The 13176-nt window shown below is 47.1% G+C and carries 10 protein-coding genes and 1 pseudogene; 7 read left to right on the top strand and 4 right to left on the bottom strand.

All coding sequences use genetic code 11. From position 1 onward, the window contains the following. The coding region (locus QUA62_RS19215) for a TPM domain-containing protein (protein WP_333406027.1) at positions 1 to 1288 on the top strand (1288 nt) is incomplete at its 5' end. 109 nt (positions 1289 to 1397) lie between these two features. Here QUA62_RS19215 and wecB read toward each other — a convergent pair. Continuing rightward, a complete protein-coding gene (gene wecB, locus QUA62_RS19210; RefSeq protein WP_333406029.1) occupies positions 1398 to 2510 on the bottom strand; it encodes a non-hydrolyzing UDP-N-acetylglucosamine 2-epimerase in 1113 nt (370 codons plus the stop codon). A 328-nt stretch (positions 2511 to 2838) separates the two neighbouring features. Between wecB and QUA62_RS19205 the strand changes: the two genes are divergently transcribed. Next, positions 2839 to 3408: a pseudouridine synthase gene (locus QUA62_RS19205; protein ID WP_333406025.1), complete on the top strand. Its 570-nt coding sequence runs from the start codon at positions 2839 to 2841 to the stop codon at positions 3406 to 3408. 68 nt (positions 3409 to 3476) lie between these two features. On the opposite strand, the gene QUA62_RS19200 is transcribed toward QUA62_RS19205, so the two are convergent. Next, entirely contained in the window at positions 3477 to 4322 is an 846-nt protein-coding gene (locus QUA62_RS19200; RefSeq protein WP_333406023.1) for a hypothetical protein, read from the bottom strand. 195 nt (positions 4323 to 4517) lie between these two features. Here QUA62_RS19200 and ctpB point away from each other — a divergent pair, with 195 nt between their 5' ends. Then, entirely contained in the window at positions 4518 to 5837 is a 1320-nt protein-coding gene (ctpB, locus tag QUA62_RS19195) for a carboxyl-terminal processing protease CtpB (RefSeq protein ID WP_333406021.1), read from the top strand. 425 nt (positions 5838 to 6262) lie between these two features. Here ctpB and QUA62_RS19190 read toward each other — a convergent pair whose 3' ends face one another. Both QUA62_RS19190 and QUA62_RS19185 read right to left on the bottom strand, forming a co-directional pair. After that, the gene (locus QUA62_RS19190) at positions 6263 to 6700 is read right to left on the bottom strand and encodes a VOC family protein (protein ID WP_333406019.1); all 438 of its coding nucleotides are present in this window, start codon (positions 6698 to 6700) and stop codon (positions 6263 to 6265) included. Between the two features lie 215 nt (positions 6701 to 6915). Next, a complete protein-coding gene (locus QUA62_RS19185; RefSeq protein WP_242717500.1) occupies positions 6916 to 7425 on the bottom strand; it encodes a TIGR02652 family protein in 510 nt (169 codons plus the stop codon). A 101-nt stretch (positions 7426 to 7526) separates the two neighbouring features. On the opposite strand from QUA62_RS19185, the gene QUA62_RS19180 reads away from it, so the two are divergent. From QUA62_RS19180 to QUA62_RS19165, 4 genes and pseudogenes are all read left to right on the top strand, one after another. Continuing rightward, positions 7527 to 8072 (top strand): gamma carbonic anhydrase family protein, encoded by a 546-nt coding sequence (locus tag QUA62_RS19180; protein WP_333406017.1) that lies wholly within the window; start codon positions 7527 to 7529, stop codon positions 8070 to 8072. A 41-nt stretch (positions 8073 to 8113) separates the two neighbouring features. Beyond that, positions 8114 to 8719: pseudogene (locus QUA62_RS19175) on the top strand (Uma2 family endonuclease). Between the two features lie 197 nt (positions 8720 to 8916). Next, positions 8917 to 11373 (top strand): GH116 family glycosyl hydrolase, encoded by a 2457-nt coding sequence (locus QUA62_RS19170; RefSeq protein ID WP_333406015.1) that lies wholly within the window; start codon positions 8917 to 8919, stop codon positions 11371 to 11373. 329 nt (positions 11374 to 11702) lie between these two features. Next, entirely contained in the window at positions 11703 to 13136 is a 1434-nt protein-coding gene (locus QUA62_RS19165; protein WP_333406013.1) for a protein adenylyltransferase SelO family protein, read from the top strand. The last annotated feature ends 40 nt before the right edge of the window (positions 13137 to 13176 follow it).

Below are 13176 nucleotides of genomic sequence, written 5' to 3'. Positions count from 1 at the left end.
TCTATCCTTGCTCTTCGCTGTGCCTATCTCAACGGTCAACTTTCAATTTGATGTATTGGCCAAAGTGAGATGCACCCAAGCGATGCAGTTACAATTTAGCAACAAACAAATAATCGGGAGCAGTTTGCTGTGCTTTTCGGCAATGGCATTTCCCCTAACGAGCCAAGCTATAACAGTACAAGAAGTACCTAATCCCCGTCAAGTAAATAACACTTGGGTAACGGACAATGCAAACATTCTCAGCGACAGGATTGAAACTCAGCTAAATCAAATGATTTCGGATTTAGAGGCAAAAAACGGCTCAGAAATCGCTGTTGTGACAGTGCATGATACTAAGCCATCGGCGACCCCAAAAGCATTTGCTACAGAATTATTTAACTTTTGGGGGATTGGCAAAAAAGGTAAAAATAACGGAGTGTTATTATTGATTTCGTCGGGTGAAGGACGCGTTCAAATTGAAACAGGTTCGAGCATTCAAAGCATTGTGCCGGATGCTAGATCAGTAGGCCTTATTGAAACCGAAATTACGCCCCGATTTAAACAGCAGGACTTTGACGGGGGCACATTAGCCGGGACAAAGGCGTTAGTAAATGTTTTACAAACTCCGACAGTAAATGCTCAATCTCAAACCACACTGCCTTTGGCTCCAATCGTACCATCTCAAGGGGTGAAACCGTCACCAATACCTAGTCAATCGCCAGTTATTAGTAATAGTACACCCACAGGTGAAGATTCATCGAATCTAATCTATGGCTTACTTGGGTTGTTATTCATAGCATTAATAGCATTTATACCTTGCTTCATTATCTTCAGGATATTTCGCAGCTTATTTTCTGGCAAATCTCCTTTCCCCTCCGACCGCCGTTATCGGCGCAATTACAGCAGTAACAATTGCAATTACAGCACTAACCGTCCGAATTACAGCAGTAACAGTCACAACTATTGCGGTGGGGCTGGCGACTACAGCATTAACAGCATCGATTACAGTACCAGTAGCGACTACAGCAGTAACAGTAGCAGTGATGATTGCGGTGGCGGTGCGGGTGGCGATTACAGCATTAGCAGTAGCGACTGCGGGGGTAGCTTTGGTGGTGGCGACTCCAGCGGTGGCGGTGCGGGTGGCGACTACAGCAGTAACAACACCGATTATTGGGGTGGCTGCGACTACAGCAGTAACAGCACGAGTAGCAGTAGCGACTACAGCAGTAGCAGCAGTAGCAGCAGTAGCGACTACAGCAGTAGCAGTAGCGACTACAGCATTAGTGGGGGTGGCGGTGGGGATTGGTAATTCGGGGATGGAGGCAGAAAGCGAGTTTTTTTAACAGCAATTAGTCCCCCTCTGCGGGGACTTCGTTTGTGGAGTTGCGGTTTCAACCGCCCCACTCGCCAGGGAGTAGCTAACTAAAATACTCTTCAACAATTTTCAAAATCCGCGAGGATGCCAAACCGTCACCAAAGGGATTAATTGCCATTGCCATTGCGTTGTATGCTTCGGAATTGCTCAGCAATTCTGCCGCTGCTGTGAAAATTGTATCAGAATTAGTACCCACAAGTTTAGCAGTACCTGCAGAAATTGCCTCTGGTCTTTCTGTGGTTTCTCGCAATACCAAAACAGGTTTGCCCAAACTAGGTGCTTCCTCTTGCAAGCCGCCGGAATCTGTGAGGATTAAATGACATCTCTGAATGGCTCCTACTAATTCTGCATAATCTAAAGGTTCAGTTAAAAATACTCGTGGGTGGTTGCCCAAAAGAGCTTGCAAAGGTTCTCTGACTGTGGGATTTCGGTGTAGAGGTAAGAGCAAGGCTGTATCGGGAAATTTATCTAAGATTTGAAGAAATGCGTGAGCAATTCCTTGTAAGGGTTCGCCCCAATTTTCGCGGCGGTGAACTGTTGCTAAGATAGTGCGATATTTGCTCCAATCTAAGTTAGGAATGTTGCATTCTGGTTCGCGTTTGGCGACAGAAAGCAAAGCATCGATTACGGTGTTGCCTGTACGGTGAATTTCTCCCAAAACGCCCGATCGCCCTAAATTCTCTTGGGCCAGCTCTGTCGGGGCAAAATGCAGCCGTGTGAGCTGAGATATCAACCGTCGGTTAGCCTCTTCGGGGTAAGGATTGAACACGTCGTCTGTCCGCAATCCGGCTTCTACGTGACCTACGGGTATTTTCTGGTAAAATGCAGCCAACGTTGCGGCAAACGCTGTCGTTGTATCGCCCTGAACTAAGACGATTTCGGGCTGCAATTCTTTAAACAAGGCTTCCAAACCCTGCAAACTCCGGGATGTAATATCTGTCAAAGTTTGCTGGTGCTGCATAATTGCTAAATCCCGATCGGCTTTTAGATCGAACATTCGCATTACTTGCTCGACCATTTCTCGGTGCTGGCCGGTTAAAATTACTTGGGTGTCAAAGGTTGGCGAACTTTTGAAGAGTTGAATTACTGGCGCTAGTTTAATCGCTTCTGGGCGAGTTCCTAAGACGATGCAAACGCGGTGAGTAGCTTGGGGCATGGTAAAATTAGGTGTAAGTTTATTCATATTGCCGTTGGGTAGGCACGGTTTTCCAGATTGTCGGTTTTATGCAATTCTTGTTGGTGAAACCCGCCCATTACAGGATTATTGACATTAGTGCAGGAGGTTAGTTTATACTGACATTTTGCACCATTATCGCTTAACAGGCTTTCGACCCTGTTCCACAACAGATGAATTTTCTTGTGGGAGTAAGGGTTGGGTTCCTAGCCCGCCCAGAAATAATTATTGAGAAGGGTGCAAAATATGAGTTTATACCAAATTACTTAATATTAAAACCCGCCCGTACATTTTTAATTGTTAATTGCTCATGCCCTATCGTTACATTCTATTTTATAAACCCTACGACGTTTTAACTCAATTCACTGACAACTCCAGCGAGACTAAACGCAGCACTCTCAAAGACTATATTCCTATTCCTAACATTTATGCAGTAGGAAGGCTCGATCGCGATAGTGAAGGTTTGTTACTGTTAACCGATGACGGACAAATGCAACACCGCCTCAGTGACCCGAAATTCGCTCATCCCCGCACTTACTGGGTGCAAGTTGAACGAATTCCCGATGCAAGTGCGATCTCCGCTTTGCAGACAGGTGTCACAATTCAAGATTATCGGACTCGATCGGCAAAAGTGCAATTATTGTTAGAAGAACCCCCTTTACCTCCCCGGGAACCGCCGATTAGATTTCGCAAAAACGTGCCCACAGCTTGGCTGGAAATGACTCTCACAGAAGGCCGCAACCGCCAAGTGCGCCGGATGACCGCAGCAGTAGGGTTTCCGACGCTGCGGCTAGTCAGGTGTGCGATCGGGCCTTTGCGTCTGGAAGGTCTCAAACCCGGTGAATGGCGCGAACTAACTCAAGCCGATTTGAGATTTTAGATTTTAGATTGGAAAATTACACTCAACAGTCAACCGTCAACAGTTAACCGTCAACAATCAATAATCACCTACTTTCGAGGCGGCAAAATAAAACTCTCGTTTCCATCCTTATCTTTTTGCACCTGAGCTCCCAACTTGACAAGAGCTTGTTTCGCCCTTTGACGCACCAACTTATCAGTTGTTTGAGCATAAACCGTACTCCAAGCAGTAAACCGCACCGGCACGCTATCGGGATCTCGGCGCAAATACTCAGCAGTTGCTCGAAACAGCGGTGCCAATTTCTGTCCTTCCGGGGTTTTTTCCACCCAATCAGCGGCCATTTCGTGAGAGTGAATTGACTCGGGAATATCCCCCAACAGCAGCAACTCATCAATACCTTTAGTTCGCCACACTATCCAGGATTGGGAATGAATTTGCGGTGAAACGGCAAGGGCCCTAGTACCGCGCTCTATAAAGTTAACAGCAGTTTCAGGCTTTCCTTGATAAAAACAAATAGCTGTGGAAAGAAACAGGTAGATGTCAGCCCACCGCGGGTCGCGCTGCGTAACTATGTCAAAATAATCTTGGCTCAGATTGTAGCCCGTCACCTCTCGCGCTTCGTCGTCGCCAAAATACTGCAAAAATTTGAGAAATGTCCAATCTGCAATTAAATTGTCAAACCCAAAACTAGGGACAGTTTTGAGCATTCTCAGCCGCAGGGCTTCTTGCTGCGCTTCTTGCTGTGCGGCTTGCTTGAAACTGGCAGCAGACATTGGAGAGAGTGGCTTTTGCCCCTGAACGCGAACTGGGGACATTCCGCCCAACTGCCCGCTCGACTGCATGGTAACGACCCCCGCCAGCGCTGCTAGACCGATAGCTCCATTAACGAGCAGGCTCAACCACTTACGCGAAAATTGTTCGATTTTAGCTTCCACGGCACTTTTAAATCCAAGTTTTAAATTAAGTTTATTGAAAGAGAGTAATAATTGGTTGGCGATCGACAATAAATCTCGTTAAACTGTCCACAGGGATGGTGGAGCCTCCACACAATAGTTTAAGTAGTAGTGTGAGATTTTTTAGCAATATAAAATCTCAAATCAAAAATCTAAAATCGAATTGAGCCAAATTCAATGAATCAAGCCCGCAGACGCTTTTCTAAATTACAGGCAGCCCTGTTCAGTGGGGCGATGGCAACAACCGCTTCGATATCTTTGCTCGTTCCCGGGCTGAGTCAATCAGTCCGCGCTGAGCTTCAAGATAGCCCCAAAGCTGTCTTAGACGAAGCTTGGCAAATTGTCAACCGAGAGTATGTTGATGGCAGCTTTAACAAGACTGACTGGCAATTGACCCGCCAAGAACTGTTGAGCAAAAACTATACTTCTCGCGAAGCTGCCTACACCGCTCTCCGCAAAGCCCTAGAGAAATTAAACGACCAGTACACGCGCTTCATGGACCCGAAGCAGTACGAAGCGCTGACGAATCAAACCTCTGGGGAACTGACAGGGGTGGGGATGAGGCTCGAAGAAGACGAGAAAACGAAAGCGATTACCGTAGTCGAGCCGATGGAAAATTCCCCCGCCCTGAAGGCAGGGATTCAAGCGGGCGATAGGATTTTGGTGATAGACGGCAAAACTACTAAAGGCATGACTGTCTCGGATGCAGCTCAGGTAATTCGGGGCGACGAAGGCACGAAAGTCACGCTGCGGATTGCTCGTGAGGGTAAAGGCGAATTTGACATCACTTTGACTAGGGCGAGAATTGAGGTAGCAGCGGTTCGCTACAGCCTCAAGGATGAAGGCGGTCAGAAGGTGGGTTACATCCGTTTGCAAGAGTTTAGCTCTCATGCCGGCGAACAAATGCAGGCGGCGATTAAAAAGCTCTCGGATCAGAAAGCTGACGCTTTTGTGTTGGATTTGCGGGGGAATCCCGGCGGTTTGCTGCGAGTGAGCATTGATATCGCTCGGATGTGGATGGATACAGGGGCGATCGTCCGCACAGTCGATCGCGCGGGCGATTCTCAGGAAATGCGCGCAAACCGCACTGCAATCACTGATAAGCCTTTGGTGGTGCTGGTGGACGACAATTCAGCCAGCGCCAGCGAGATTTTGGCCGGTGCTCTGAAGGACAACAAGCGCGCAACTGTGATGGGCGGCCAAACTTTTGGCAAAGCTTTGGTGCAGTCGGTGCATTCTTTGGCTGACGGTTCGGGATTGGCGGTGACGATCGCCCACTACTATACTCCCAGCGGTACCGATATCAGCCAAAAGGGGGTTACTCCCGATGTTAAGGTAGAAGTCACCGACGAACAAAAGCTGAAATTAGCTAACAAACCGACGTTAGTTGCGACTAAGGACGATCCTTGCTACGCGCAGGCGATCGCACTTTTGAAAACTACCGCTTCCTCGACCCGTCCCGTTGCTGCTAATGAGGTTCTTGTTCCTAAAAAGTAAATAGTTGAAACCGTAATTTATTAACAATAAGCCTGAAGATGAAACCCGCGGGTGCGGGTTTTATTTTTATTGATGAGTTATTGGTTATTAAGTAAATCTACCTAATTAAACGAAAGGTGCAGATGGCTAAAAAGCTTGCTATATGACCATTCTTCCTTCTTCATGATTCGGTGTTGCTTAATCAGGGTACGAAAAATAAGTTGAAAATCCAAAAGCTTTGTGAATACTGGTTTCTATAACGGGCATATTTAGCCTTTCATACCGTAAATCAGCAACGCCAATTATTCCTTCTACTGAAGTTATGGGTTAATTGATATCCGAATTAAAGCAGATTAGTGGGATTGGGATTTTTTAACCGCAGATATCAGCAGATGAACACAGATGCACGCTGATGGGATTTCTGAAGTGTTTCAACTCTGACTTAATTAGCTATTCATCCGCCGGATAAATTCTAAAGGCAAACCATCAGTATCGGCAATAAAAGCTACTTCGTAAACATTTTGCCCGATCGCCTGTTGAGTCGGTTCTAACAAAACTTTTAAAGCTTGAAACTGGTTTGGTTGGTCTTTAGCAGCTTCCTCAAACCGCTCTTTCAGAGACTCCAACCAACTAGGTAAGTCAGTTGTGGCTTCAGTTAAATCGAAAGATAAATGATAATATCCAACATAATGCTCGTCTCCGAAAGCATCCGGTGCGGGTTTTGGTTCCGGGATTTGAATGAGTTCGATGCGTCCGTTGAGACCTTCCATCCAACAGGCTAGGGTGTAACCTGTGGTAAAGCGATCGCTCACAGTAAATCCCAACTGTTCGTAAAAGGCGATCGCCCGGTGTATGTTAGCAGTGCGAATCGAGGCGTGGTGCATTCGATTTTAGATTTTAGATTTTAGATTTTAGATTTTAGACTGGGAAGTAGGAATTGCGATTTGAGATTTTATATTTGAGAGGGTATACTCGGAACTCGGAATTAAAAACATCGCATCTGTTGCCCAAAAGTAATAGAGCTTTGTTTTTTCTTCCTTCTTCCTTCTTCCCTCTTTCTTCTTCCCTCTTCCTTCTTCCTTCTTCCCTCTTCCTTCACTTATTCAAACAACCGAAAATAAGGATATCTAATCGGAACTCCCGGCTCTTTTTCCAAATCAAAATTAATCACTTCCCAGCAAGGGTCTTCTTGGGGCTCAGGGCTAAAATCCACAGGCAAACCGTACAGTCTTGGCCGGGGCGATTCCGCTTGGCCGCGCCAAGGCGTGCTGCGTTCCAAATAAGCGCTGATTAAGTCGCGATAGCGTTGAGCAACGATCACGCGAGTTGCTCGGTAGCCTTGAGTATAAAGTCGATCGAGCGCTTCGTGAATTTCAAACCGAATTCCGTCCGGGTGCGTGTGCTGGCGATACCATTCATTCTCCCAGCGGCGCCAGTGCCGCCCAGACTGAAGGTGAACCAGTTCCCCCGTTTTTGGATCTGCCTCAAATGCCCCGTGACGCGGACACAAATAGGTATCCGTTAGCGTTAAAGCCGGAATTGTTTGGCGACAGTGGGGACACTGAATTTCCGGGCCAAACATAGGGTATTGCAAGGCAACTTCAATCATTTATTTGCGTCCCAGCATATTTTCTCTGCAAAAGTGCCAAATACTTTTATTATATCCCGTATGAACAACCAGCTAATCTGCTAGAAGTATAAGGATCGCAAATGAGCAATCTCAACGAACCTCTGCCTGCACTTCCTTCCTATTGGCCCAGGCCCGATCTATCCCAAGCAGCTTTTGTCGCTGAAGGCGCTGTTGTCATCGGCAGGGTAGAGGTGGCTGCTGGTGCTAGTATCTGGTACGGGGCGGTGGTGCGGGCGGATGTAGAGCGAATTGCGATCGGCTCAAGTACCAATATCCAAGATGGAGCAATTCTGCACGGCGATCCGGGGAAACCGACGGTTTTGGAAGATTTCGTGACAGTGGGACACCGAGCTGTGATTCACTCAGCTTACATTGAACGGGGCTGCCTGATCGGGATTGGGGCGATCGTCCTCGATGGAGTCAGGGTAGGAACAGGCTCTATCGTCGGTGCAGGGGCTGTTGTCACCAAGGACGTTCCGCCTCACACGCTAGTTGCGGGAGTGCCTGCCAAACGCCTGCGGGATGTCTCTGAGGAAGAAGCTGCGGAGTTGGTGGAACACGCTAAGCGTTACGAAAAGTTGGCTTTGGTACACGCGCGGAAAGGTTCTGATTTGGGATTTGGTTAGTTGATAGAATAAGATTTTCAGCCAAAAACTATTAGTTTCCAATGGCTTACACGGCGCAAAAAATCCTAACTTTTGAAACCTTCCTCGATCAATATTGTGACAACTTCCGCTACGAGCTCGCTGACGGAGAATTAGTTGACAGGTCACCAACAGGCCCACACGAAACCGTCAGCGGTAAACTAGCAACTCAAATGGCTATCGCCATCGCAGCCGAAAAACTACCGTGGTTCATTCCCCGCACTTGTTTGATCCGTCCATTTTCAGATGCCGGTACTGCCCGCCGTCCCGATATTGTCGTATTAGATGAAACCGCCCTTGTCAGCGAACCTCTCTGGGAAAAAGAACCAGTGATTACCCTGGGGCGATCTATTAAATTGGTGGTAGAAGTCGCCAGCACTAACTGGGAAACAGATTACGCCTGAAAAGTTGCAGAATACGCTCTTTTAGGAATTCCCGAATATTGGATAGTTGATTATCGGGGATTGGGGGGCGTGGCTTTTATCGGTAAACCAAAACAACCTACTATCACCGTTTGCCAACTGATTGACCAAGATTACATCCAGCAACAATTTCGCCTCGGTCAACCGATTATTTCTCCTCTGTTAAAAAGCTTGCAACTTCGCTTAGATGATATTCTGCCCCGTTAGGCGAGCGCTGAACAGATGTTAGATGTTAGATTTTAGATGGGAGAATGGATGAATCCGGCAGCCCTGAACCCAATTGCTTTAACTCAACAATCAACACTCAACAATAGTCGGAAATATCGGGATTCGTTAGCGCGATAAAAGTTTAAACTTAAATAAAAAAAATTGTCAAGTCTCGATCTAGCGCTAAGATTAATCACATGAATAACGATCGCACATCCAATCCAAACATCCCCCCACACACCTGGAAACGTCCCATCGGCCTCGGTTGGGAGAATCCCTATACAGTCCGCTACGCAAGCAATCTCGACGACGGGCCCTGGCACGGAATGCCTCTGGGCGGGTTCGGTGCCGGCTGCATCGGGCGATCGCCCCGCGGCGACTTCAACCTCTGGCACATTGACGGCGGCGAACACATTTTTCGCAGTTTGCCCGCTTGTCAGTTCAGCGTTTTTGAAGAAACTCAAGGCAACAAACAAGCTTTTGCACTGTCCACTGAACCGCCTACCGATGGCAGTTTATCTAGTTGGAAATGGTATCCTTGCGAAGGAAGAAGGAAGAAGGAAGAAGGAAGAAGGGAAGAAGAAGAAAGAACCGGGGAAGAGTCTAATTCTTCGGGGAGTTATCATGCTTTGTATCCGCGCAGTTGGTTTGTTTATGAAAATGTGTTTGAGGCTAAATTAAGCTGCGAGCAATTTTCGCCAATTTTGCCGAACAATTATCAGGAAAGCAGTTACCCAGTTGCCATGTTTGAATGGGTGGCGCACAATCCTACAGATGCGCCCATCACTCTCAGCATCATGCTGACTTGGGAGAATATTGTCGGTTGGTTTACTAATGCCAATAAATCGCCGGAAGTGAAGGTGCGAGATGATGGCAGTCCATTTTATGATTATCAATCCCGGTGGGGAGAAAGTGCCGGAAATTTGAATTTGTTGGTGGAAGATTTTCACCGCATCGGTTGCGTGATGACGCGGTTGACTGCTGAGGACGAACCGCAAGAGGGGGATGGACAATGGGCGATCGCAACTATTACTAATCCGGCGGTAGAAGTATTCTATCAAACTCGCTGGAACCCGGCGGGGAACGGTGATGATATTTGGCGCAACTTTTCTGCTGAAGGTTTCTTGTTGGATGACAATGACGAGACAGCCGCAGCAGCCGGAGAACAGTTGGCTTGTGCGATCGCAGTTCGCTTTACTCTTCGACCGGGAAAAACGCGCAAAATCCCCTTTATTATAGCTTGGGATTTGCCCGTTACTGAGTTTGCATCGGGAGTTTGGTACTACCGCCGCTATACGGATTTCTTCGGCCGCAACGGCAAAAATGCTTGGCCGATTATTCGCACTGCAATGAAGCATTCGGATACTTGGCGCGAAAATATCGAAGCTTGGCAAAAACCTATTTTAGAACGGACAGATTTGTCAGATAGTTTTAAAATGGCGCTGTTTAACGAGTTGTACGCCCTGACAGACGGCGGTACTCTTTGGAGTGCGGCTGACGAACGCGATCCGAAGGGTCAATTTGCGGTTTTGGAGTGCATTGATTACCGCTGGTACGAAAGTTTGGATGTGCGGCTTTACGGTTCTTTTGCTTTGTTGATGCTTTGGCCGGATTTAGAAAAGTCAGTAGTTTTAGCGTTTGCTAGGGCAATTTCTGCCGGAGACGATACGCCGAGAATTATTGGCTGGAATCAAGCTTCGGCTATTAGAAAAGCTGTCGGGGCGACGCCGCACGATTTGGGTGCTCCTAACGAACATCCTTGGGAAAAAACCAATTATACTAGCTATCAAGATTGCAATTTGTGGAAGGATTTGCCTTGCGATTTTGTGTTGCAGGTTTATCGTGACTTTTTGTTGACTGGCGGCACAGATTGCGAGTTTTTGAAAGAGTGTTGGCCGGCAATTGTTGAGGCTTTGGCTTATCTGAAAACTTTTGATGAGGATGGGGACGGAATTCCTGAGAATTCTGGAGCACCGGATCAGACGTTTGATGACTGGCAAATGCGGGGGATAAGTGCGTATTGCGGCGGTTTGTGGTTGGCGGCGCTGGAGGCTGCGATCGCGATCGGCGAAATCTTGGAAGATGCAGCACCGGAGATAATTCCTAACCCTCAAGCAAAGATTGCATTATATCACAGTTGGCTGCTACAAGCAAGACCGAGCTATCAAGAAAAACTGTGGAACGGTCAATATTACCGTTTGGACAGCGAGAGTAATTCCGAAGTGGTGATGGCTGACCAACTGTGCGGTCAATTTTACGCGAAACTGTTAGGATTGCCGGATATTGTGCCGCCAGAATGTGCAGCCAGTGCTTTAGAAACTGTGTACGATTCTTGCTTTTTGAAGTTCAACGAGGGCGAGTTCGGTGCGGCGAATGGGGTGATGCTGAACGGTTCGCCGGAAAATCCGAATGCGACTCATCCTTTGGAAGTTTGGACAGGTATTAATTTTGGGTTGGCGGCTTTTTTGGTACAGATGGGGATGGAGGATAAAGCGTTTAAATTGACGGATGCGGTGGTGAAGCAGATTTATGAAAATGGGTTGCAGTTTCGGACGCCGGAAGCGATTACGGCGGGGGGAACTTTTCGGGCGAGTCACTATTTGCGGGCGATGGCGATTTGGGCAATTTACGGGGTGTTGACGAATTTTAAATAGGGAAAAAGGTATATTAGCTGGTGCCTTCCACTAAACTTTAAAAAGTTTAATCCTTCAACCCAATTTTTAGCAAGGAAAACGGTTAATTTACCTATCAATAAAATTGACCGTAAAAATTTTTCGCGTTCGAGGAAGACATTAATGTTTCATGCTCAAACTTTAGCATAGCTAACATTTGAGCATGAAACAGCCCTGGGATGCGAGGGAGAACGAACTCGGCTATAAACGAGAGAGACAAAGGGTTTGAGGCGATTGTTGACACCAATGCAGTCCGCACCTTACCCGTATATAATTTGGAGTGATAGCCAATTTCACCCTATAATAGAAAAATGTCAAATCCCTTACTTTCCCTCAACTACGAACCCGCCATTGAATCTCTCGGTGGCGACTATTTTGATGAAGTCGCTGCGGCCGATTTTCCGCAACACATTCTCCGCTTCCGCAACGACGAATTATTGCGGAAATTGGGTTTAGACCCCGCACAAGTAACCGACCAACATTTTATCGAAGCGTTCGGCGAATTTCACTGTGTCCGTCCCTTTCTCGCACTTCGCTATCACGGCTATCAATTCAACGCATATAACCCGAATTTAGGTGACGGTAGAGGCTTCTTATACGGCCAAGTTCGCGGGACAGACGGCAGACTTTACGACTTCGGCACTAAAGGTTCCGGCCGCACTCCCTACTCGCGGGGCGGTGACGGTAGACTTACTCTCAAAGGGGGAATTCGCGAAGTTTTAGCAGCCGAAGCTTTGCACCGGTTGGGAGTTCGGACATCTCGCTGTTTTAGTTTAGTTGAAACGGGTGAGGCTTTGTGGCGGGGCGACGAACCATCTCCGACGCGATCGTCCGTAATGGTGCGTTTCAGTCATTCTCACATTCGGTTTGGAACTTTTGAAAGATTGTACTATATCCGCCGCCCGGATTTAACTAAAAAACTTTTAGATTTTGTTATTGAATATTACTATCCTGAACTGCATTTAGAAGCAAGCAAGGCGGCTATTTCGGCGGCCGAAAAATATGCGCTATTTTATGCAGATTTAGTCCAGCGAGTAGCTAAATTAGTTGCTCAGTGGATGGCGGCAGGATTTTGCCACGCAGTGCTAAATACTGATAATATGTCGATTACGGGAGAAAGTTTCGATTACGGGCCTTTCGCTTTTATCCCCACTTATAAGCCGCAATTTACAGCAGCTTATTTTGACTATTCGGGTCTTTATTGTTACGGCAATCAACCGTTTATTTGTAGGGATAATTTAGAGAAGCTCCAGGAACCGCTAGCAGCGGCGATTCCTCAAGCTGATATGGATGCGGCTTTGGCAAAGTTTGGCGATTATTATAATGCAGCTTATCGGCAGTTGATGCTCAATAGATTGGGATTTGAGGATTTGCCCGAAGCTGAGGGAGATGAGTTGTTGAAGGTGACAATTACAATGCTGGCGGAGTCTCAAGTTGAGTATCACGATTTCTTTTTTCAACTGCGAAGACAGTTCGATCGCACTTGGCGAGATGATGCTAGTCAAATTTTTGCTGAGGCGGAACCGGCCGACTTGATAGCGCCTTGGCGGCAGTTTTATTATCACGTTTTGCAAAGTTTGTCTGCGGATGATATGGACAAAATGGCGGACAGGCTGCACAAGCACAATCCCGAACAATCGCTGTTGAGGCCGACGATTGAGGCTGTTTGGGAGGCCATTGCTATTGAGGATAATTGGGAACCGTTTTATGAATTGGTTAAACGGCTTCAAGACCCAGAAAATTGATTGATAATAGCTGGCATTAATAGCGCTCCGGGGCTGGTTC

The sequence above is a fragment of the Microcoleus sp. MON1_C1 genome, assembly GCF_036701945.1.
Classification (GTDB): Bacteria; Cyanobacteriota; Cyanobacteriia; order Cyanobacteriales; family Microcoleaceae; genus Microcoleus.
The sequence above is the reverse complement of the archived record's forward strand: the minus strand, read 5'-3'. Positions and strand labels throughout refer to the sequence as shown.